This window comes from Streptomyces panaciradicis (assembly GCF_023516615.1).
Taxonomy (GTDB): domain Bacteria; phylum Actinomycetota; class Actinomycetes; order Streptomycetales; family Streptomycetaceae; genus Streptomyces; species Streptomyces panaciradicis.
Genome location: NZ_JAMGBF010000182.1, coordinates 1 through 22244, shown reverse-complemented (window position 1 = coordinate 22244; position 22244 = coordinate 1). Strand labels below are relative to the sequence as shown.

The following is a 22244-nucleotide window of genomic DNA, read 5'->3' as shown; positions in this document are numbered from 1 at the left end:
GTCAGCGTTCGGATGCCCGTTCTCTGTCCATGTGCCTGCGGCTGAACCGTTGTATCGACTCGGCATCTGGTAGGACTGTCCAGCGCTTGCGCAGGTTGAGCGAGCCGGGACGAACACGGGCCGGAGCCTCCCGACTGGCTGCCCTCCCTCTCGGACTAGCGCAGATCGACGTCGCATGCGTCGATCAGCCGTCAGTGGACGCGGCTTCCCACTGGGTGACGTTGCCGGGTTCCATGCCCGGGAGGAGGACCCTCGCGGGCGCCCGCCCGCCCGTGGGGGATGCGTTCAACGTGAGGCGGGAGACGATGCGGTAGCGGTCGCCGCGATAGATGGAGTGGACATATTCCACAGGCCGACCCGTGTCGTCGTTGGTCAGTCGTTCGAAGAGCAGCGCAGGTGAAAGGTGCGGCACCTCGAGGAGTTGTGCCTCGGCCTGGCTGACGACGGTCGGCTCGATGGTCTGTACGGCGTCACTGACCCGAACACCATGGCGCTCGCGCAGGTGCTCGTAGAGGTCTCCGGCCTCGAGTTCCTGCGTGGTGAGGTTCGGTACCAAGTCCGCACGGATGTGGAGGTGTTCGATCGCCATAGGAGAGCCGTCGACGAGCCGCAGTCGGGCCGCGTAGACGACGTTTGCGGCGGGGGAGAGGCTGAGCTTGCGGCCTACACGGGCGCCGGCGGCGATGGTGGTGAACTCCAGCAGGCGACTGGACCAGATGCCGGATGCCTGAGGGAGCGTCATGCCGTCTGAATCGGAGACGAGTTCCTGGGTGACCTTCTCAGGTGCGACGAACATTCCGCGCCCGTGTTTCCGCACGAGCAGCCCCGCCGCGACGAGTTCGTCGACAGCCACCCGAAGGGTTGGCCGCGACACGTCCAGCTCGGCACACAGCGACCGCTCGGAAGGAATCGAGTCCCCGGGGTGCAGTGCGTCGATGAGCTGCAGGATGTGATCGCGCACGCGCTCGCGTTTGAGGACCGCCCCCGACTCGCCAGCCTTCATGGTGTCCGCTCTCGCTCGCCGTCGGTGTACCGCACTGATCAGTGGCCTTGCGGTTGACCACTGTGCCAGCTGGTCAACCGCAGTGTAATCCCTCCGGCCGATCGAGTGAGTGGGCCTTCCATTAGTTGCTCCCCAAGTCCTCTGCGTGCAGCAGGGGTTGACGCTCGGATTGGTCTATGCCACCTTCATCGCGAGCAACAGGTCACCTGTCCAGTTGTCCCACTGGTCAAATCCTTTGGTGTCTCCCTCCCGGGGTGAACCGTGAAGCTCCGCACGCTTACAGATGGATCCCCTTCCGTCGCTGCTGACGGCCTCAGTGCCCACAGCTTCGCTCGGACCTGCCCCGTGACTCCGGAGACGAAGGGACGGAGATCAAGACCGAAGTATCGGAAACCTCGGCGACCCGCCTGTGCATCCCGGCCGATGGATGGGGGAGCGATCGCACCCCATGGCCAGGCTGCGCACCCCGCCTGCGCGTCCAGGGCTCGCGCCTCGACGTCCCACGTCATGCCTGTGCCTCACCAACGGGCCGCACGTCAGACGCATTCGGAAGGAGCACCATGAATCCCCCCTCTACTCCCTCCAGCACGTCCGCTCGCAACAGAGTGCGCGTAGCCATGGCGACCGCGGTCGCCATGGTCACCGCCGCAGGAGGTCTGGCGGCCCTCACCGGTACGGCCACGGCGGCCGGAGAGCCCGTGACCGTCCAGTACCGCACCAGCGCGTCCGGCACCACAGCGGACCAGGCCGAGCCCTGGTTCAAGGTCAAGAACAGCGGTTCCGCCGCCGTCCAGCTCTCCGATGTCAAGGTGCGCTACTACTTCAAGGCGGACGCCGGCAGCTCCGGTTACCGCTTCGCCTGTTCGTGGGCGGTGAAGGGCTGCGCCAACATCACCGGTACCTTCGGCACGCTCGCCCACCCGACGGCCACGGCCGACCGCTACCTCGAGATCGGGTTCACCTCGGGGGCCGGCAGTCTCGCTCCCGGCGCCGACACCGGAGACATGCAACTGCGGTTCTACCGCGCCGACTGGCAGACTCTGAACCAGAGCGACGACTACTCCTTCGGAGCCTCCCAGACGTCGTACGCCAACTGGACCAAAGTGACCGCCCAGTTGGCCGGCGGCATCGTGTGGGGCACCGCCCCCGAGGGCAACGACCCGACCGACCCGCCCACGGATCCACCGACCGATCCCCCCACCGGTGGGCAGAGCCTGTTCGACGATTTCAACTACACGACCTCCAGCGACCCGAGGATCTCCGCCAACGGCTGGAACGTCCGCTCCAATTCCGGAGGCCCCGGAGTATCGGGCGCCACCTGGGCCCCGGAGAACGTCACCTTCTCCGACTCCGGCGGCAACTCCGTGATGAACCTGCGGACTTCGACCTCGGGCACCGGGGAGAGCACCAAGCAGACCGAAGTGCTCACCAAGGCCATGAAGTTCAAGAACGGCACCTACGCCGCTCGGGTGCGCTTCGCCGACGCGCCGGTCTCCGGACCCGACGGCGACCACCTCGTCCAGACGTTCTTCACCATCAACGACCTCAAGGCCCCGATGGCTGACGACTACTCGGAGTACGACTTCGAGTACCTCCCCAACGGCGGCTGGGGCGAGTCCTCCGACATCCTGTACACGACGTCCTGGGAGACCTACAACCCCGACCCCTGGCAGGCGGTCAACCAGCACACCGAGTCCCGGCAGAGCTACGCCGGCTGGCACGACCTGCTGCTGACCATCGACAACAGCACCATCAAGTACTACATCGACGGCCGGCTCTTCGGCACCCATGACGCCGCCTACCTGCCCGAACGGGGCATGTCGATCAACTTCAACCAGTGGCTGATCGACTTCGGCGGCCTGAGCAGCTCCACCGCCCGGTCGTACGACGAACAAGTCGACTACGTCCTGCACATCAAGGACCAGGTCCTGACCCCGGCCCAGGTGGCGGCCAAGATCAACGCTTACCGCACGGCAGGCGTCAACTTCGAGGACACCGTCCCCGGAAGCTGAGACAGCGGCGCCCGCGACGGACCCTCCGCCGCGGGCGCGTGTCCACAGCAGGTGCAGACCGGGTGAGGTGTGCCCAGGGATCGGGCCATGCGGAGGGTCGAGGCCGCTTCGGAAGACGCGAAGCGGTCTTCACTTCATGGGCCATTGCCGACCGCCGGACGGCGTCCCGGGGCCCGGTCCTCGGTCTGCACCAGTTTCAGCACGAACTTCTGCGCCGCCGTCGAGCTCCGACTCGGGTGAAACGCCCCGCTGTGACGTCCATGAGGGTCTCGAACGGGTCTCGAACAAGTCCTGCCGGTAGGTGGGATCTATGCTGTGGCCTGCGACCGTCGGCTGATCCTATGGTGGATCTGGTGATCAACCTTGGCCGCGTCTTCGGCGTTCGCCTGCGGTGATCCGGGGGCATGGCCCATGTGTGCGTCAGGGGAGGGGCTGGTCATGCGGTCGACCGCTTCGCGGCCGGTACTTCGCCGGTTCGTCGGCGCTGTCATGGTCGGCGCGGCCCTGGCCTCGACCTCGGGATGCACGGTCCCCGAAGACGCCGTAGCCGGTATCTCCGTGACTGACGACGGCCACCTGCTCGGCGTGATGATGGTCTGCGGACATCACATCGATGGCGCGCTCCTCTACGTGGACAGCGACGATGTGGACAAGACGGAAACGGTCGGCTCATGGACCGCCGACCGTCCCCTCAGGCCCGGTCTGGTCTCCTGGGCCCTCGATTCCCCTGCTGCTGGCTGGAGTGCGACCAAATCTCTGGCTCCGCTCACTACCAAGACCACGCACGCGTTCTACGGCTGGACCAAGGACAACTCGTGGTCGTCGAGCAGCGTCTCCTTCACCTTGGCCGACCGGGATCGGCTCGCGCCCGGAAAGGTCCGCTACACGAGCATCTCGGGCAACGGCGACGAGTCCGCGATCACTGTTTCCATGGCGGCATTCAAGGCCAGGGCCTGCCGGAACATGTGACGACGTCCTGCCCTTTCCTCCGTCACCAGATCAGGCACCAGTAGTTCCCCGCGTTGCCGATACCGATCCGGCTCACGGGCGGTACGAGGCTGGGGTCGGGGGGACCTACGGAGGCCAGGGAGCATGCGGGATCGCCGACGGTCGCGGCCAGGGCCATGCGTTGTGCGGCGGCAACGGCGGTGGGGGACGTGTACCACGTCGTGGTGACCGGCCCGCTGCTCTGAGGGTGAGGTGTTGACGTCGACGACGGGCGGGGGACGGGGGTCGAGGCGGTCGACGTCGGTCGCGTCGGGGTCTGAGGAGGCGGCGATGCTGGCTGTGGACGTTTGGTCTGTGGGGGACGCGTCGCCGACTGGGGACGTTTGGTCTGAGGGGACGTGTGCGTCGGCTGCGGGGGATGAGCGGTACGCGAGCCGACCGTCGTCGGGCGGTCCGTGGAGGGCACCGGCTTGGGGTAGGGGGATGTCGGGGTCGCGGTCGGTTTGGATGTCGCCGACGGTGTCGAGCTCGCCGAGGTGGGAGTGTGTGGCTCGGGTGTTTCCGATGGCCTCGCTCTTGATGGGGACGCGCTCGGTGCCGTCGCCGCTGAGTCGGGTGTGTGCCCGTTCGATTCCAAAAGCAGCCATGTTCCGGCGCCGCCGAGAACGAGAACGGCGGCGCCGCCCGCGATCCACGGGGCCCGCCGCGGCGGGCGTCGGTGACGGCTCATGGGTTCACTGTCGCATTGCTGCGGTGATCCCGCAGTGGTAAGGACTGGGAGAATCGACCCTGCTCCGGAGCGCGGGCCGAACGTGATCGCGGGCATCAGAGGCCCATGGGGAAGGTGTGACCAGCTCCCTGATGCCGTGAACCGCAGACCGGGTCCTCGTCCAGGTGTTCGGAATCGACGTCTTCAGGTACGCATACGTCCATCTGCGTCCCTGTGTCCCGGCAGACTGCGCTCTCCGTGGTGGTGCGACGAAGAATCGATCGCGGGCACGGACCCTGAGCACGCTGGCCTGCTACGACGTACGCCTGCCCGGTATCAACCGCCGCTGAGCGAACGGTGCAGCGCCTCACTCCGGCGGGATGAGAAATCCGAACTCGGGGCGGTCCCACGGCACGGCGGGCGGGTTCGCGGGCACGGTCCCGGTTCGCACCGCACCGACGCGGTGATAGAAGCCCTCGGCGGGACGGTGCGACACGACCCTGACATGGTCGAGCCCGGCGGCACGAGCCTCGGACCGCATGTGCGCGACGAGCAGCCGTCCGATGCCGCGTCCTTGTGCTCCGTCTGCGACGAACAGTAGGTCGAGTTCCGGTGGGGAGAGGACGAGCGAGTAGAACCCGAGCACGCGGTCTCCTTGCCCGTCTCCCTGCTCGTCGGCGACCACGGCTACGAAGGTCCGGTGCGCCTCGATGTAATCAGGACCGACCCGGTAGCCCGCGACTGCGGCTGCGTACTTCCCCTCGTATGCCTTCGAGCCGCGCACGATCCGCGTGAGGCGCTTGGCATCTCGCGCGACGGCCCTCCGTATCATGATCGGCTGGCTGATCGGGGAAGTGCGTGTACTCATCGGCAGAGTATGTCGTACCGAAGGGTGCAGTCGTGCGGCGGGTCGGCAGCGTGCGGGTTCAGGAACTGTTCCGGGTGCGGTACCAGGACGGCGGGGGATCAGTGTCCGGGCCGGCGGATGATCGGACGGGGTGACGGCCCGCAGGGTGGCCCGCCGGGTGGTCCGGCGGGCCGGGACAGCGCGTCATGCCGTGATCAGTAGGTCACTTCACCGTGGCCGCCGTCGAAGACGATGTCGGAGCAGGAGTAGAAGTTCTCCTGGCTGTCCGAGCGGATCCAGTGGATGAACAGTTCGTGCTGGCCGGTCTTGCCGCTCGGCAGCGTGAGGTCCCAGTAGTAGTGGCCTCCGTCCGTGCCGGCACGGCCGGACTGCGGCGGGTTGGTGACGGACTTGATGAGCGTGAGGTCGTCCCAGGCCAGGAGTTTGGTCGGGGACCAGCCGTCTTTGGTGATGTAGACGTTGAATGTGCCGGGGTGGGCCGCCCAGTTGCTGTACTGCACCTGGATGGTCGAGCCCGCGGTCAGGTGCGTCTTGGGCCAGTCGGCCCGGGCCGCGTTGTACGAGGAGAAGTTGAACGGGCCGGTGTGGCCACCGCTGCAGATCTCCCCGTCGGGGATGAAGCCCTTGGTCCGCCCGCCGCCGTTGGACTCCAGGACGGCGAACCAGTTGTACAGCGGTGTGGTGCCGGTCGCCCTGACCGCGTCGGCGCAGGCCGGGTTGGCCGGCATCTGGGTGCTGCTGTGGGCGATCAGGTCCTGGTAGCACAGGTAGGTGCGCGAGCCCGGGACCATGGCGACACCGTGGGCCGACGCAGGCGAGGGCAGCGAGCTCAGGACGAGGGCGAGCAGCACCGCTCCCAGCAGGCTCAGTAAGCGAGGGCCGGGCAGCGGTGCCGTGCGTCGCCTGGTGCGTGCGATCTTCATGTGGGGGGTCTCCTTGGGGTCATCCGACCGCTGCGGGGAGGACAGGCACCGGGCAAGCGCCGGTCAGGCACCGTCAGCCGTCGGACCGGTGACATCCGGCAGGGCCGAAGGCGGCCCTCTAGCGGGTGGTGCGACCGTGCGTGGCAGGCTCCCGTAGTCGGCACACCATGGTCCGGGGTCGAGCGGGGCTACGCGTTGGGAGCGCTCCCACCTATCGGGTATAGCGCTTACTGCTGGTGCAGTAAATGCCTTGTGCCGACATTCCTGCGCGGGCGTGACCGAGCGCGGTTCCGGTCGCATTATTGGCATGAACCCGACCGGTGGAGCGCGGGGACCGCGAGGCCGGGCCAGTCGACGTGCCGGTCATCGGGTCCGGCACCAGGGAGGTCACCTATGATCACCGCCCCTCTCGCACGACGCACGGGCCGACGATTACTCATCGCGTCGGTGTTCGGCGTGCTGCTGCTCGCCTCGTCGTTCCTGTACGGCCAGTCGTCCGCCGCCGTGTCGGTGTCCGCCGCACCGGACGGCCGAGTCGTCCTGGCGGACTCGTCGGTCGAGACCGGCAACGCCACGCACTTCGACGGCCTCGGATCTCCGTACGGCGGCTGCGGAGTACCGCAGACGGATCTCGAGTCGCAGAACTTCGTGGCGCTCAACGTGTGGGACACCCCGGGCGACTATGCCGGGCAGCCCACTCCGCGTCCCGTCCCTTCCAGCGACGCCGACAGGATGGGACCGTTCGACAACGGCCACAACTGCGGGCGCTGGGTCCGGGTGACGATCGGCGACTACTGCACCGGCACCAACGACGGCGCGGCGGGCCAGGCGTTCTGCCGCAACGGGAACTGGACGTCGGACAAGTACAACGGCGCGACGCTGGACATGCTGGTCGCCGACAGCTGCGGCGACACCAACGCATGGTGCCGGGACGACCCGTACCACCTGGACCTGGCAACCCACTCGCTGAACGCCTTCCAGCTCGGCGGCCGACCGGTGGCGGACATGTACCCCGACCGCTGGAACAACCGGCACATCTCCTGGTCGTTCATCCCCGCGCCCGGCTACTCCGGCGACATCTCCATCGGCTTCGTCCAGAACGCGGCGACGTGGTGGCCCACCATCGACGTCACACACCTGCCCAACGGCATCCACGGAGTGGAGTACTACGACGGCAGTGCGTGGGTGTCGGCCGGCATGGTCAGCGACCTGGGACAGCAGTACACGATCGGTCCGAACTCCGCAGGCGGATCGAGGTACACCGTCCGGGTCCGTGACGTGGACGGCAAGCTCGTTCAAGGCGGGCGCACGTACACCTTCGCCCTACCGAGCTCCTGCACCTCCGGATGTACCCAGCCGTACACGGCGGTCGGTTACACCACCAGCGACGGCGGAAGCGGGTCACTGGACGCGCCGACGAACCTCGCGGTGACCGCCACGAGCGCCGGCAGCGTCTCGCTGTCGTGGAGCGCCTCGACCGGTGCCAGCGGGTACGACGTCTACCGCGACGGGCAGCCGGTGGGCAGCACCACCGGCACGTCCTTCACCGACACCGGCCTGTCCGCCTCGACGTCGTACACCTATACGGTCAAGGCGCACGACGGCTCGGGAGGCACCTCGGCCGCCTCCAACAGCGTTTCGGCGACCACCCAGACCTCCACGGGCGGCGGAACGGACTCGGGCTGCAGCGCCGCCACCAAGCTGGTCAACTCCTGGCCCGGTGGCTTCACCGCCGAGGTCACGCTCACCAACACCGGCACGTCCACCAGCAAAGGGTGGCGGGTGGGGTGGAACTGGCCCGGCAGCCAGAAGGTGACGACCGCGTGGAGCACCACGCTGACGCAGTCGGGTTCCTCGGTCACGGCCTTGAACGTCGACTACAACAGCGCCATCCCGCCCTCCGGCCGGACGACGTTCGGCTTCAACGCCACCGGAGACTCCTCCGGTCTGCCCGGCCACCCGGTCTGCACCCTCAACTGACCGGGAGACAGTCAGCAAGCCGGCGGGCGGGTCGGAGGACGCGCCCGCCGCGCAACCTGCGTAGGACGGACAGTCCCCGTCCGACCCGGCGCTCCGGGGCCGGCAGTGCACAGACGGAGTCAAGTGCAGGGAGGTCGCCGGCGCCAGTGGCAGCGGCGCATCGTGCGTTGTCAGAGGCGTCAGGCACACTGCGTCGTATGAATCTGGTGACAGCGCACGATTACGCCTGGATCCGCACCTCACCGCTCTTCCGTCACATGATGGAGAGCGGATACAGCCTGACCCTGATACGGGGTTGGGCGCCGGGTGATGTGCTGCATGCCATGCAGGCGGAACCGCGCGGCACCGCAGAGGGGACGGCCGGGCTGATCGCGGCGGATGATGCTCACCGCGCCGAGAGCGACTACGACTACTGGGACGGGTCCTACGTCGCGGGCGCCTTCAGCACGTCAGGCCCGAGGGACGCCTGGACACTCGTCCTCGGCTTCGACGGCGGGCTGGGAATCGTCGACGCATGCGCGCGGAGGCTGTCGATGGGCGGTCGAGTGGTGGCGCACTCGGCCAACGGCGGCAAGCCCATTCACCTCTTCCACTGGTTCGAGGACGGCGAACTCCGTACGACCTTTGAGGAACCCTCCGCACGTGACGGCAACGCCCCCGATCAACTGGTCCCCCTGCTGCGGGAAGTGGGCTTTCCCCTGACTCCTGAGGGACGGGTCGACGAGACCGCCCCGGACGTCGACCGCAAGGCCGCGACCCTGGCACTGGCCGAGAGGCTGACCGGCATACGCGTCAGGGAATCCCTCCTCCAGGAGGCTACGTACGCGCTGGGACTCGTTCCCGAACAGCCCGGCGAGGAGTGGACCGGCGTGGTCATCGACATCACCGACGCCCACGGCGAGCGCCTGCACAGGGAATGGACCTACGAGGAGATCGCGACGGCGTCGGACCGCGCCCGGGAGGAGGCGGACGCCCCGGTCGTGGTCACGTACAACGAGCCGCCGGCCATGGGCCATCCGGAGCGTGGGCCGGGTGAGTAGCGAGTGAGCGCCGACGGAAAGCTCCGGTGAACTTCTCGACGCATCGCCCTGGCGTGTGGCGAGGAAGCGGTCTGACGACTCAGCCCGTGCTCGATGAGCTTCAGTGTTCGTCGTACCAGGCGACTGCGGAGATCCGCCACCTGTCTGAGGTGCGGACGAACTGGATGGTCTTGGTGCCGCCGCCCTCGAACGGCTCACCGTCCAAGATCCCGGACTTGCGGTACTCGCCGAACCGCGACGCGATATCGCCCGCGATCTCGGTCCGTTCGGAAACCTCCCACTCGGAGAACTCGACCAGCCGACCGTCAGCCAGCAGCCGCTGACGCGGCTCGATGAACCCGTCAACGGTGTAGACCGTGAATTCCGGCCCGGTCTTGACGATCACGCCGCTTGGAAGAACCAGCCGGCGGATCCGGGCCACGTCGGCAGCCTTGCCGCCCCGGTTGTCAAAGGCGCCGAAGAACTCGGCGGTCACCGCGTCGATCTCGATCTTGGACATGGCGCGACAGTAACAGCGGAGGGGCGCCGACAATGAGCCGTCACCGGGGCCTTTGCAGGCCGTTGCCCGCGGCGGTTCCTTCGAATGCTCCGGGCCGCGGAGTACCGAAACCTAGCCGCGGGGCAGCGGACTGCATGGCAACGGGCGTTGGAGGGGTTATCCCTCGGCCCATCCGGCAGCGTTTGAGTAGGACTCGTATGAGTAGCGGGTGCTGCGATCCCACTCCTCACCGGTGATACGTCTGTATGCCATGTCGGGTACGTAGAGCAGGTCCTCTGCCCACACGAGCCCTGCGGCGTAGGGGACGAAGAGTTCAGGGTCGCGCAGCACGGCCTCGTAGGCCTCACGGCCGGCGGCCACGACCGCTGCCCTCGTGTAGAGGAAGCCGCCGCCGGACAGGTCGTGCCCGTATTCCCTGCGATCGAGTCGGTAGAGCGCCCATGACAACTGTTCGGCAAACCCGGTTACCGTCGCCAACCGGCCTGCGGCCAGACGGTTCGTCAGTGCCGCGGCCAGTCGCACGGCGTCGGGGTCGGGTAGGGGGGATGTGCAGTCGCTGATGAGCTGCCAGAAGGCGTTCTCGTTCATGGGCAGAGCATGACGGACGGCTGTGACAGCGTGGCGGCGTCTGTTATCGCCGTCCGAGCCACGCGCGGTAGCTCGCGTCGAACGATGCTTCAACATGCCGAAGCAATGGCGCGCCCTCCCTAGCCGACCAAGCGGCGGCGCCAGTCCAGCGGGGTGACGGTTATGGCTCGGCCGGGGTCGTGGTCCCACTCGGCGTGGAGGCCGACTGCTTCGAGCGCGGTCACGACCTCGTGGCCGATGGCTGCAGTGGTCTCGGACGAGCCGTCGAAGCCGCCGTACAGCAGCGTCAGTCCGTGGCCGGCTGCGGCAGAGTCCGTGCACTGAGTGTGGAAGTAGACGAAGCCACGGGCATCGGGTCCGCCTTCAGCACCGATCTCGGACTGACCGCAGCTACGGCAACAGGTGAAGTTCTCGCGGGCAGTGATCCTGTCAGCCTGCAGGGTGGTGAACGCCCGGGTCAGCCGCTCAGGGTCCGTCTCGCCCTGCCACTTGGCCTGTTCTGCGACTCGCTCCAGCCACAGCCGGTCGGCCAGCGACTGAGCCTGCTCGCGCGAGACGGGCCGGCGGTCGTTGGTGACGAGGTACTCCTCAGCGAGCTCGGCCAGTTCGGCGCGGGAGGCGTAGCCGCCGACCAGCACTTCTCGGACGCGCTTCTCCAATTCCTTGCACTCGTCTTCGCCGAGGTTAAGAGGCGGCACTTCGCGGGCGGGTCCCATGTCCAGCAACGACCAGTCCAGACCACCGTCCCATCCGGCCTCCTGGCTTGCCCAGCCGGTCATCGCCGCAATCACTGCCCCCGGTCCGTCGACCATCACCTGAAAATGCCGGTCAGCCGCACCGTCGCGGTGCTCCAGCGTGTAGTCACCACCGGTCTGGTGCCAGACCTGGGCGAAGACGTCAGGAAGGTCGGGTATCCGCTGGACCACCAAGAACTGGTCACCGGCACTCCCGATCCGCCGGACCAGCCTTCCGAGTTCCTCGGCGGACACACGGACGTGCCGCTCCCAGTTCTCCGTCTTCACCACGATCTCGAGCATGCGCAGACTCTGGCATACGCCTCTGACAGCAGACCTCCCGGGACCCACACCCCTTGCCAACCAAGTCCGGGAGGCTCTCTACGCGTCCCCGGATACCGCAGGAGGTCGTAGATGTGGGCCTCGATGCGGGCTGTCTGGGAGAAGTGGTCGTCGGATGGCCTCTGCCGTCCGGCGGTGTGAGGCGGCTGTTCCAGTGTTTCGCTTCGGCGTCCCACGCGAACACGAACGGGTCCCAATTCCCGCGCAGGCCGGTCGTCGCCCAGTGGTTCCCGTGCCAGTAGATGGCCCCTCGGGTCCCAGGAGTCAGCTCGTCCGCAGGAACCGGCGGGGCTGCCTTGCAATAAAGGTGGATCTGCCTTGGTCCGCTGGGGCTGAGCGAGCGCGGTGCCGACCCTCTGACGCCATGCTCGTCCACCTGTCTGCGCAGGAAGCGTCGCACGATCTTGGTTGTTCTTTCGTCTACGGCTGTCGCAAGCCGGTTACCCAAGTGCGTGCTGATCGCCGTTCAAGTGAGCACGCGGCGGTAGGGGTGAGGTCATGTGACCGGGCCTGATGCCCGCGGTGTCGGGTCGTAGGCGCCCTCGGCGGTGATGTCCCGGAGGCGCCGTGCCGCGGTGAGCAGTTCCTGGTGAGTGGTGTAGAGGGCGTTGACGCCGAAGCGCAGCAGGTCGGGGGCGCGCATGTCCGCGATCACGCCGTGGTCGGCGAGCGCGCGCGTCAGGGCGTGGGCGTGGGGGTGACGCAGGGAGACCTGGCTGCCGCGCCGGTGGGGGTCGGACGGGGTGACGGAGGTGAAACCGAAGGGCGTGAGGAGGTCCTCGGCGCAGCGCAGGAGGAATCCGGTCAGGGACAGGCTCTTGGCGCGGACCTCGGCGATGTCCACCCCGTCGTAGACACTCAGGGCCGCCTCCAGCGCGAGCAGGGACAGGATCGGGGGCGTGCCGATTCTGGCCCGGGCGATGCCCGGGGCGGGGGTGTAGTCACGGGTGAGGCCGAAGGGGTCGGCGTGTCCGGTCCAGCCCGGCAACGGCGTGCGCAGTTCCCGGTGGTGGCGGTGGGCCACGTAGAGGTATGCCGGGGCGCCGGGGCCGCCGTTGAGGTACTTGTAGCCGCAGCCCACCGCGAAGTCGGCCTCGATGAGGTCGAGTTCGACGGGTAGGGCGCCGGCGGCGTGGCACAGATCCCACAGGACCAGAGCGCCGGCGTCGTGCACGGCCCGTGTCAGGGCGTGCATGTCGAACAGTTCGCCGGTGCGGAAATCGACGGGCGAGTAGCTGACGACGGCCACCTGGTCGCCCTCGTCCCGCAGGAAGCGGGGCAGGTCCGCCGGTGCCACCGGCCGCAGGTCCAGGTTGCGGCGCTCGGCGACGGCCGCGGCCATGAAGCGGTCGGTGGGGAAGTGGTCGGGGTCGGTGACGAGCAGGGTGCGGTCCGGCCGGAGCGAGACGGCCGCGTCCAGGGCGGTGTACGACTGCACGCTCGTGGAGTCGCCCGCGACCGTCTGCCCCGGTGCGGCGCCGATGAGCGCGCCGATGGTGTCGCCCACGCGCAGGGGCGCCTCCCACCAGCCGTTGTCGTTCCAGGAGCCGATCAGGTCGGCGCCCCATTGCCGGGTCACGACGTCGGTGAGGACCGGCGGGACGGCGGCGGGCAGCGGGCCGAGGGAGTTGCCGTCGAGGTAGACGACGTCCGGGGGGAGCAGGAAGCGTTCGCGCAGGTGAGCCAGCGAGTCGACGGCGTCGAGTCGCGCGGCGACCTCGGTCAGGTCTTCCACCTGTGCGGTGGTCGTCGGCGTGGTCGTCATCGGTGCAGGAACTCCTCGTCTGCCGGTGCCGGTGCCGAGTGCTGGGCGGGGAAGGCGGCCGCCATGTCCCGCAGGGTGTCGGCGACGGCGCGGGCGCCGGGCGCGCCGGGTTCGATGAGCGTGTAGTGGCCGGTGCCGGGCAGGACGACCGTGCGGAGGTCGCGATGGACCGCCGCGTAGTCGGAGAACTGGGTGAGGGGCACCTCCTCGTCGACGGCGCCGTGCAGCAGCACGGTCGGCACTCCGGTGGTGCCCGCGTCGCGCAGCAGGGTCAGGGGGTCGACCTCGGACAGGCGCTCCTCGAAGTGCTCCGGTCCGCCGAGGAGTTGCAGGGCGGCACCGTTGCTGAGGTCGTCCCGGCGGGTGGCGACGAGGTCGGTGAGCGGCGCGAGGGCGAGGACGCTCGGGGGCAGGTTGCGGGTGTGCCAGCGCGAGCCCGCCGGCAGCAGCCCGCGGGCGGCGCACCACAGGGCCAGATGCCCGCCGGAGCAGTGGCCGGCCAGGACGTACGGCCGTCCCTCGGGGAGGGTGTCGACGATGCGGGCGACGTCGTCGAAGGTCTCGGGGTAGCCGCCGGCTCCTCCTGAGCGGCGGAAGCCAGGGAGCAGGACGTCGAAGCCCTGCTGGGCCAGGTAGGCGGCGAACGGGGTCAGGTGCATGCGGTCGTAGCGCCAGTAGCCGCCGTGCAGGAGGATCACCCGCGGGGCGTCGGGGTCGTCCGAGGGCCAGGCGTCGTACACCTGGTGGGGATGGTCGCCGTAGCGACGGTGCACGGGTGCCAGGACCGGCTTGAGGCTCAGGACGCGCTGCTCCTCCTCGGCGGCGAAGGCGGAGATGACCCTAGATGCCACCGCGCACCTCCCACAGCTCGGGGAAGACCGGGCGGGCGGCGCGCTGTTCCAGCCAGGCCAGGCCCGAGGAGCCGGCGCTTCCGGGCTTGGAGCCCATGGCGCGGCGGACCACCAGTACGTGCTCGAAGCGCCAGCGGGTGATGAGCTCGGCGATGTCGGTGAGCATTTCGCCCAGGGCCAGGTGAGGGTGATGCTGCGGGCCGGCGTAGATCTCCCGCCACACGTCCACCACGCCGGGGTCCGAGGTGTAGGGGTCGGTCACGTCCCGCTCGCGGACGCGGAGCGGCACGTGCAGGCCCTGCCGGTGCAGGAAGGCCAACACCTCGTCGTACAGGGACGGTTCACGGTAGGTCTCGCTGAGCGCCTGGTGGACGGCCGGGTCTCCTCGGTGTGCGCGCAGCAGCCCGGCGGACTTGTCGCCGAGCAGGAACTCCATGTGCCGGTACATCGCCGACTGGAAGCCCGATGCCTTGCCGAACGCGGCGCGGAACCCGTCGAACTGAGCGGGTGTCAGGGCGGCGATCGGCGCCCAGGCGCCGTTGAGCGCGGTCAGGGCGCGGCGGCTGCGGGTGAGGGCGTCCATGGCCGCCGGCAGGTCGTCCTTGGCGAAGGCCACCTGCGCGGTGCGCCACTCGTGGACGATGAGGGTGAACCACAGTTCCATCACCTGGGTGGTGACGAGGAAGCCCATCTCGTCGGGTGCCTCGGTGAGCGGCTGCTGCATCGAGTTGAGGGCGGAGGCGTGTACGTAGTTGTCGTAGGGGCTGGGGCCGGTGAAGGGCTGGGTCAGGGTGTCGTCCGTGCGCGGGTCGGCGAAGGCGGTGGTGCGGTCGTTCATCGCGTCTCCTGGTGCTGCGGCCGTGCGGAAGGACGGGCGCGTGAGGGTGCGGCGGATGTGGGGCGAGGCCGGTGCGGGGGCGCGTCAGACACCGAGGTGGGCTCCGCCGGAGGCGTCTATCCACTGTCCGGTCACCCAGCGGGCCTCGTCGCTCGCGACGAAGGAGACCACGTCGGCGATGTCCGTCGGCTGGCCGAGCCGGTTGAAGGTGGATGCCTCGGCGTACCGGCGGCGGATCTCCGGGACGGCGAGCGTGGGATTGATCTCGGTCTCGGTGTAGCCGGGAGCGACGGCGTTGACCGTGATGCCCCGAGGGCCCAGTTCCTGGGCGAGGGTCAGCGTGAGGTAGTCGAGGGCGGCCTTGGTCATGGTGTACGAGATGATCGCGGGGAACGCGACCCGGGTGGCGACGGAGGAGATGTTGACGATCCGGCCGCCGTCGCGGAGCCGGGTGAGGCCGCGCTGGATGATGAAGAAGGGTGCCTTGGTGTTGATCGCGAACACCCGGTCGTAGTCGGCCTCGCTCACCTCCGCGAGGGGGCGCGGGACGGTGATGCCCGCGTTGTTGACCAGGATGTCGAGGCCGCCGTCCGTGCCCCGGTCCGCGCCGGCCCGGTCGAAGGCGGACCACAGGGTGTCGGCGTCGCCGGGAACGCCCAGTTCGGCGTGGAGGGCGAAGGCCTGGCCGCCGTCGGCCTCGATCTCCTTGACGGTCCGTTCGGCCGCGGCCGGGTCGTGGCCGTAGTGCACGGCCACCAGCGCGCCGTCGCGCGCGAGACGGCGGCTGATGGCCCGGCCGATTCCCCGGCTGCCCCCGGTGACCAGGGCGGTCTTGCCTGCAAGGCGGGCGGTGGTGCTCAACGTGCGTCTCCTTCGCTGGGTGCGGACGGGGTGCGGTGGTCGTGGGCGGTGGCCTCGGAGGGACGGCAGGCGGGTGTCATGCGTCGAAGTCGAGGACGACCTCGGCGGTGTCCGGTCGTGCCCGGCACACGAGCGTGTAGCCGGCGGCGCGGTCGCGGTCGTCCAGCGCGTGCTGGTGATCCGCTCGCACGCGTCCGGAGAGGATCTTGGCGCGGCAGCTGCCGCACACGCCCTCGCGGCACGCGTAGGGCACGTCGGGGTGCGCGCGCAGCAGGGCGTCGAGGATCACGGTGTCGTGGGGGCCGACGGTGGTGTGCCGACGGTGTCCGTCGAGGAGGGCGGTGATGCGGCTGGTTGCCGAGGCCGGTGACGTCTCGGAGGTGCTGTCGGCGGGGAGCCGGGCCGGCGCGGGGCTGGTGGCGGGGGCCGTGGTGGTGGGGCCGGCTGTGAACAACTCCCAGCGGATGAGGGATGGTTGGGCGCCCCAGGCGTCCAGGCACCTCCGTATGGTTGCGATCATTTCCGGGGGTCCGCACAGGGCGAACGCGGTGTCTTCGGCGGGCTCGGCGACGAGGGCGGTGAGCAGACGGGACAGCATGTCGGCGTCGATCCGTCCGCGGAACGGGCCGCCGCCCGGGGCCTGCTCCTCGCGGGTGAGGACGTACAGGACGGAGAAGCGGTCGAGGAACGTGTCCTTGAGGGCGGCCAGTTCGTCGGAGAGCAGGGCGTGCGCGGCGGTCGGGACGGAGTGGACGAGGGACACCCGGCAGGTGGTGTCGCGGCGCAGCGCGTCGGCGGCCAGCGCGGCCAGCGGGGTGATACCGGAGCCGCCGGCGATCAGGACGTGGTGGGCGCCGTGGACGTCCGGCAGGGCGAAGTGGCCGGTGGGGGAGGACAGTTCGAGCCGGTCGCCGGGGCTCAGGCGGGCGGCGTGGGCTCCGAAGCCGTCCGGGGCGCCGCGCTTGATCACCAGGCGGAGGGCCGTGGGGTCGTGCGGGGGCGGGCACAGGGAGTAGGCGCGGCGCAGTTCGCCGTCGGCGCGGCGGTGCCGGACGATGACGTGCTGTCCGGGCCGGTGGGCGAAGACCTCCCGCAGCCGGGCGGGCACCTCCAGGGTGACGGCCACCGCGTCCGGGGTCAGCCGGCACACTTCACCGACCGTCGCCGAATGCCATCGGGGGCTCTGGCCCCCGGGGACGGGCTGCTCGGCGGACGTCTCCTGGCGAAGGACGGTCGGTGGGGTGGCGGGGGTGTTCACGGTGTGCCTCATAGCGCGGTCAGGTGGGGGAAGGGCTCGCGGCACGTCGTGCACCACAGCATCGACTGGCAGCGGGACGGTCCGAAGGGGCTGTGCGGCCGGGTGGCGCGCGAGCCGCAGTGCGGGCAGGCGACGGCGCCCAGCTCCACGGTGACCGGGCCGTCGGCTCGGGCGGGCAGGGGCGGGGCGATGCCGTGGGCGGCGAGGGTGCGCAGTCCGCGCGGGGTGATGCGGTCGGTCGTCCAGGGCGGGGAGAGCACCTGCCGCACGCGGCCGTCGGGGTGGCCGCAGGCGTCCAGGACCTCGTGGACGGCGGCGGTGATCGCGGGCAGGGCGGGGCAGCCCAGGTAGGTGGGGGTGATCTCCACCTCCAGGGTCCCGTCCGGTCCGGGGCCGACGGCACCCACCACCCCCAGGTCGCCGAGGGTGATCACGGGCAGTTCGGGGTCGGGCAGGTCCGCCACCCGCCCGCGCACCTCGGCCACGCCGAGGGGGGTCTGTGAGCGTGCGGCGGCGTTCACCAGGTCCCCCCGGGGAATTGCCGGTGCACCGACTGCAGTTCGCCGATCAGGTCGGTGAACTCCTCGGTGTGCAGACCTGATCGGCCGCCTCCGGCCGTCCAGGAGGGCGTCGGCACGGTGAGGCCCGCGCCGGTGACGACCTTGGTGACCTCCCGCTCCCACGCGGGGCGCAGCGGCGCCGGGGAGGGCACGGCACCGGTGGCGGCGAGGCGTCGTACGACGTCGTCCTCGTCGAAGAGTTCGGCCGTATAGGGCCACACCCGCTCCAGGCCCTGCTGCATCCGGCGCGCGCTCTGCGCTGTGCCGAGGCCCAGTTGGCGGACCCAGCGGTCGGCGTGCAGCCGGTGGAAAGCGACTTCCTTGGCGGCCCGCGCGCCGAAGGCGGCGAGTTCGGGGTCCGGGCAGCCGGCCAGGGCCTCGTAGTACAGGCAGGCGTAGTGGGTGTAGGCGAGTTGGCGTGCGATGGTCGTCGCGAAGTCGCCGTTGGGCAGTTCCGTCAACAGGGCGTTGGTGAAGTCGCGTTCGCGGCGCGTGAAGGCCAGGTCGTCCTCGGTGCGGCCGGTGCCGTCGAGCCGGCCGCTGCGGGTGAGCAGCGCACGCGCGTGGCCGACGAGGTCGAGGGCGATGTTGGACAGGGCCAGGTCTTCCTCGATCAGGGGCGCGCGCGTGATCCAGGCGCACAGCCGCTGTCCGAGGACGAGGGCGTCGTCGCCCAGGCGCAGCAGGTGCGTGGCGAGATCGACGTCGGGGCAGGCGCTTGCCGCGGGGTTCGCCCGCTGGTCACTGGTCGTGGTCACCTTCGGGCCCCTTGTCGTTGAGCGGCGGGAAGTGTTCGGGGTAGCGGTACGGCTTGTGCCGGGCGCCCGAGAAGTACGGGTCGCGCTCGTCGGGAGAGGCCGCGTGCACGGCGTCGGAACGCACCACCCACAGGGACAGCGGGTCGCCGCGGCGCGTGTACAGATCACGGGCGGCCGCCAGCGCCGTGTCGGGGCCGGCGGCGCGCACCGAGCCGACGTGCTGGTGGGCGAGTCCGCGGCGGGCCCGCAGGAAGACCTCCCAGGACGCGGGCGCGCCCTCGTCGTTGCGGTTCATACGCGCTCCTCCTGCGTCTGCCGGTGGACGTCCGCGGCCGGGCCGGCCGGTGCCCCGGAGGCCTCCTCCCGGGCGGCGTACGCGGCGGCGGCCTCCCGGACCCAGGCGCCCTCGTCGTGGGCGGCCTTGCGGTGGTCGATGCGCCGGCGCGCCCAGTGGGTGTCCTCGCCCAGGGCCGTGCGGTAGGTGTCCCAGTCGATCGGGCTGAAGTCGTAGTGGCCGCGCTCTTCGTTCCAGCGGATGGCCGGGTCGGGCAGTGTCAGGCCCAGGCGCTCGGCCTGCGGCACGCACTGGTCGACGAAGCGCTGGCGCAGTTCGTCGTTGGTGTGGCGCTTGATGCCCCAGGCCATCGCGCGGCGCGAGACGGCCGCGCCGAGTGCGGCGGTGCGCGCGTCGGACCCGCCCGCCTCGGTGTCGGGCGGGCCGAACATCAGCGCCACGGCCGGCAGCCACCACCGGTCCACCGCGTCCTGTGCCATCGCCTTCTGCTCGGGCGTGCCCTTGCACAGGGCGCGCATCAGGTCGTAGCCCTGGCGCACGTGGAAGGCCTCCTCCTGGCAGACCCGGCGCATCGCCCGCGCGTAGGGCCCGTAGGAAGTACGGCACAGGGGGGCCTGGTTGATGACGGCGGCGCCGTCGGTCAGCCAGGCGATGGCACCGGTGTCCGCCCAGGTCAGTGCCGGGTGGTTGAAGGTGGCCGAGGCGCGCTGGCGGCCCAGGTGCAGGGCGTCGAGCAGATCGGCGCGGTCCACGCCCAGCGTCTCGGCCGCGGAGTACAGGTACAGCCCGTGACCGGCCTCGTCCTGGACCTTGGCGATGAGAACCGACTTGCGGTGCAGGGAGGGGGCGCGGGTCAGCCAGGCACCCTCGGGCTGCATGCCGATGATCTCGGAGTGGGCGTGCTGGGCGATCTGGCGGATCAGCATGCGGCGGTAGCCGTCGGGCATCCAGTCGCGGGGCTCGATCGTCTCGCCCTGTTCGATCAAGGCGTCGAAGTGGGCGAGCAGTTCGTCCTGCCCGGCGCCCTGGCCCGCCGAGGCGGCGCTGTGGGCCTGCCCGGATGGTGGGGCGGCCGTCGTGGTGCCTGCGGCTCGCGTGGCGTCCCGCGTCGCCTGCTCGGGCCTGTCGCCGACGGCCGGCCTCGCGTTCACGCGGCAACGCTCCGGCGGACGTGGTTCGCCGTGATGGCGGGGCGCACGGGCCACGCGGAACCTCCTGCGGTGGACCGGACCCGTACCGGCTGCCTGGGCACGCGCATCACTCCCTGGTTCGGGGCCCGTCCCCATCGCGCGACGGGACGGACCGGGCGGAGCAGGTGTCTTCGTTCGGGTAAGGAGGCCGGGCGGGCGGCCCGGCTATCCCTGTCGGCCGGGGTTCGGGCGCGTGACAAAGCTCACGGACGGGCCGGGGGAGTGCGAGCGGCGTCGGCCGCCTCTTGAGGAGGTGACACTCGAGGCCCGCACGGCGGCCGACGCGCCGTGGCGAAAGGGGAAACCATGAGCACCATCAGGGAGTTGCTGGTCGAACTCACCGGCACCGTCGAGTACGCGGAGGCGGTCGGCGACGACGTCGACCTCGCCGCCAGCGGCATCGACTCGGGCGACCTGGTGCGTCTGGTGCTGCTCGTGGAGCAGCGGCTGGGCGTGGAGATCACGGCCGAGGACATGGAGAAGCTGCACACCATCGCCGACTACGAGCGGTTCGTGGCCGAGCGCTCCGCCGCCGGCGCCGCCGGCGGTGCGTGATGTGGCTGACGCAGCTGCTGGAGCGCAACCGGCAGTGCTTCGCCGAACGGACCGCGCTCGTCGACGAGGAACGCAGCGTCACCTGGGGGCAGTTGTACGACCGCACGGCCGAACTGGCCCGCGGCTTCGCCGAGCTGGGCATCGAGCGCGGTGACCGGGTCGCCGTTCTGTCCAAGGACCGCATCGAGGTCCTGGAGAGCTACTTCGCGCTCGCCCGGCTGGGCGCGCTGTTCGTGCCGCTGAACCACAGCCTGGCCGAGCCCGAGGTCGCCGGCATCGTCGAGCGCGTCGGAGCGTCCGCGGTGCTCGGCGAGTCGGAGCTGCTCGACCGCCACGCGCGACTGCCGGAGTCGGTGCGCGTGCGCGTGGCGCTGGACAAGCCCGCCTTCGCGACGCTGGGCACGCTGGCACCGCGGCGGGAGCTGCCCCCGGTGGCCGACACCGACCCGATCGCCGTGCTGCACACCTCGGCGACCACCGGCCAGGCCAAGGGCGTCACGGTCGACAGCGCCTCGTTCCGGGCGATCGCCCTGGGCTGGCTGGTCATGGCCCGGCCCACCGACGACATCGTCATGGTCAACTGCTGCCCGCTGTACCACGGCAGCATGGTCGTCTCGCTGACGTACATGGCAGCCGGCGCCACCGTCGCGCTCATGCCCGGCTTCACCCCGCAGCGGGCGCTGACCGCGGTGGAGCGCCACCGCGCCACGCACATGTGGATGGTGCCGCAGATGCTGCGGTTCATGCTCCAGGCCAGGTCGTCGCAGCGCACCGACTTCTCCTCGCTGCGTGAGATCCTCTACGGCGCCGCGCCGATGCCCCTGGACGTGTACACCGAGGCGGTGGAGCGGCTGGGCTGCGGCTTCCGCCAGGTGTACGGCATGACCGAGGTCGGCGGCCCCTTCGTCACCCTCGGCCCCGACGAGCACCCCGCGCCGGGGGACGTCACCGCGCGCATCCCGTGCGGGCGGGTCGTGCCGGGCATGTCGGCGCGCGCCGTCGACCGGGAGGGCCGACAGGTGCCGTGCGGCGAGATCGGCGAGATCGTGGTGCGCGGTCCCGGCGTCATGCAGGGCTACTGGAACGACCCCGAGGCCACCCGCGAGATCACCCTCGACGGCTGGACGAGAACGGGCGACCTGGGGTTCGTCGACGAGGAGGGCCGCATCAGCCTGGTGGACCGTACCAAGGACGTCATCATCCGCGCCGGCCAGAACGTGTACCCCTCGGAGATCGAGCGCGCCCTGATGACCCACCCGGCGGTCCATGACGCGGCGGTCGTCGGCACGCCCGACGAGGACTACGGCGAGGTGCCGCTGGCCTACGTGGCCCTGGAGCCGGACAGGGAGGCGAGCGCGGCGGAACTGCTGGGCCACGTCGCGCGGTTGCTCGCTCCGTACAAGCGTCCCAGGAGCGTGGAGTTCATCGAGCAGGTGCCCCGCAACCCCGCCGGGAAGATCATCAAGAAGCTGCTGCGGGCCTGACGGTGAGGGGCCTGAGCCTCGTGACCGGGTCCGGCGAGGAGAAGCCGGACGGGGCCGTGGCCGTCGCCGGGCTCACGCGGCTGCGTCCCCGGCTGGCCGCCGCAGGGCTCGGCCTCGGCCTCGCCCACGTCGACGAGCCGCGGCTCGGCCCGGCCGGCCCGGCGGAGGCGTCCGCGGCGGCGA

20 protein-coding genes and 1 pseudogene are annotated in these 22244 nt (G+C 70.1%); 6 read left to right on the top strand and 15 right to left on the bottom strand.

From position 1 onward, the window contains the following. Positions 1-184: 184 nt before the first annotated feature. On the bottom strand, positions 185-1003 hold the full coding sequence (locus M8J74_RS38965; protein ID WP_249840965.1) for a GntR family transcriptional regulator: 819 nt from the start codon (positions 1001-1003) through the stop codon (positions 185-187). A 560-nt stretch (positions 1004-1563) separates the two neighbouring features. Here M8J74_RS38965 and M8J74_RS38960 point away from each other — a divergent pair. Further along, positions 1564-3015 carry a cellulose binding domain-containing protein gene (locus M8J74_RS38960; protein WP_372500412.1) on the top strand — a complete coding sequence of 484 codons (1452 nt, stop codon included), beginning with the start codon at positions 1564-1566 and terminating at the stop codon, positions 3013-3015. 438 nt (positions 3016-3453) lie between these two features. Continuing rightward, positions 3454-3984, top strand: coding sequence for a hypothetical protein (locus M8J74_RS38955; protein WP_249840963.1), 531 nt, complete (start codon positions 3454-3456; stop codon positions 3982-3984). Between the two features lie 1055 nt (positions 3985-5039). Here the strand turns inward: M8J74_RS38955 and M8J74_RS38950 are convergent. Continuing rightward, the gene (locus M8J74_RS38950) at positions 5040-5540 is read right to left on the bottom strand and encodes a GNAT family N-acetyltransferase (RefSeq protein ID WP_249840962.1); all 501 of its coding nucleotides are present in this window, start codon (positions 5538-5540) and stop codon (positions 5040-5042) included. A 200-nt stretch (positions 5541-5740) separates the two neighbouring features. After that, positions 5741-6463: pseudogene (locus M8J74_RS38945) on the bottom strand (lytic polysaccharide monooxygenase auxiliary activity family 9 protein); the annotation flags it as partial. 393 nt (positions 6464-6856) lie between these two features. Between M8J74_RS38945 and M8J74_RS38940 the strand changes: the two are divergent. Further along, a complete protein-coding gene (locus M8J74_RS38940; RefSeq protein ID WP_249840961.1) occupies positions 6857-8443 on the top strand; it encodes a cellulose binding domain-containing protein in 1587 nt (528 codons plus the stop codon). Between the two features lie 197 nt (positions 8444-8640). Further along, a complete protein-coding gene (locus M8J74_RS38935; protein ID WP_249840960.1) occupies positions 8641-9483 on the top strand; it encodes a DUF6461 domain-containing protein in 843 nt (280 codons plus the stop codon). A 100-nt stretch (positions 9484-9583) separates the two neighbouring features. Here the strand turns inward: M8J74_RS38935 and M8J74_RS38930 are convergent, their stop codons facing one another. From M8J74_RS38930 to paaA, 12 genes are all read right to left on the bottom strand, one after another. Then, positions 9584-9982, bottom strand: coding sequence for a nuclear transport factor 2 family protein (locus M8J74_RS38930; RefSeq protein ID WP_249840959.1), 399 nt, complete (start codon positions 9980-9982; stop codon positions 9584-9586). A 156-nt stretch (positions 9983-10138) separates the two neighbouring features. Continuing rightward, entirely contained in the window at positions 10139-10570 is a 432-nt protein-coding gene (locus M8J74_RS38925) for a DUF4240 domain-containing protein (RefSeq protein WP_249840958.1), read from the bottom strand. 119 nt (positions 10571-10689) lie between these two features. Next, entirely contained in the window at positions 10690-11607 is a 918-nt protein-coding gene (locus M8J74_RS38920) for a DUF6891 domain-containing protein (RefSeq protein ID WP_249840957.1), read from the bottom strand. A 535-nt stretch (positions 11608-12142) separates the two neighbouring features. Continuing rightward, complete coding sequence (gene kynU / locus M8J74_RS38915) at positions 12143-13411, bottom strand: kynureninase (protein ID WP_249840956.1); 1269 nt, start codon at positions 13409-13411, stop codon at positions 12143-12145. Then, positions 13408-14262 (bottom strand): alpha/beta hydrolase family protein, encoded by an 855-nt coding sequence (locus M8J74_RS38910; RefSeq protein WP_249840955.1) that lies wholly within the window; start codon positions 14260-14262, stop codon positions 13408-13410. The genes kynU and M8J74_RS38910 overlap by 4 nt, the downstream gene beginning before the upstream one ends. Next, a complete protein-coding gene (locus tag M8J74_RS38905) occupies positions 14252-15100 on the bottom strand; it encodes a tryptophan 2,3-dioxygenase (protein ID WP_249840954.1) in 849 nt (282 codons plus the stop codon). Before M8J74_RS38905 ends, M8J74_RS38910 begins: the two co-directional genes overlap by 11 nt. 84 nt (positions 15101-15184) lie before the next feature. Beyond that, on the bottom strand, positions 15185-15961 hold the full coding sequence (locus tag M8J74_RS38900) for an SDR family oxidoreductase (RefSeq protein ID WP_249840953.1): 777 nt from the start codon (positions 15959-15961) through the stop codon (positions 15185-15187). Positions 15962-16037: 76 nt separating this feature from the next. Next, positions 16038-17219, bottom strand: coding sequence for a 2Fe-2S iron-sulfur cluster-binding protein (locus M8J74_RS38895; protein WP_249840952.1), 1182 nt, complete (start codon positions 17217-17219; stop codon positions 16038-16040). A gap of 8 nt (positions 17220-17227) precedes the next feature. Beyond that, positions 17228-17740, bottom strand: a complete 513-nt coding sequence (paaD, locus tag M8J74_RS38890; protein ID WP_249840951.1) for a 1,2-phenylacetyl-CoA epoxidase subunit PaaD — start codon at positions 17738-17740, stop codon at positions 17228-17230. Beyond that, the gene (gene paaC, locus M8J74_RS38885; RefSeq protein WP_372500410.1) at positions 17737-18537 is read right to left on the bottom strand and encodes a 1,2-phenylacetyl-CoA epoxidase subunit PaaC; all 801 of its coding nucleotides are present in this window, start codon (positions 18535-18537) and stop codon (positions 17737-17739) included. The genes paaD and paaC overlap by 4 nt, the downstream gene beginning before the upstream one ends. Next, entirely contained in the window at positions 18521-18832 is a 312-nt protein-coding gene (paaB, locus tag M8J74_RS38880) for a 1,2-phenylacetyl-CoA epoxidase subunit PaaB (protein ID WP_249840950.1), read from the bottom strand. Before paaB ends, paaC begins: the two co-directional genes overlap by 17 nt. Further along, positions 18829-19839, bottom strand: a complete 1011-nt coding sequence (paaA, locus tag M8J74_RS38875; RefSeq protein WP_249840971.1) for a 1,2-phenylacetyl-CoA epoxidase subunit PaaA — start codon at positions 19837-19839, stop codon at positions 18829-18831. Before paaA ends, paaB begins: the two co-directional genes overlap by 4 nt. A gap of 489 nt (positions 19840-20328) precedes the next feature. Here paaA and M8J74_RS38870 point away from each other — a divergent pair, with 489 nt between their 5' ends. Both M8J74_RS38870 and M8J74_RS38865 read left to right on the top strand, forming a co-directional pair. Then, positions 20329-20577, top strand: a complete 249-nt coding sequence (locus tag M8J74_RS38870) for an acyl carrier protein (protein ID WP_058927669.1) — start codon at positions 20329-20331, stop codon at positions 20575-20577. Continuing rightward, on the top strand, positions 20577-22061 hold the full coding sequence (locus tag M8J74_RS38865) for a class I adenylate-forming enzyme family protein (protein ID WP_249840949.1): 1485 nt from the start codon (positions 20577-20579) through the stop codon (positions 22059-22061). The genes M8J74_RS38870 and M8J74_RS38865 overlap by 1 nt, the downstream gene beginning before the upstream one ends. The last annotated feature ends 183 nt before the right edge of the window (positions 22062-22244 follow it).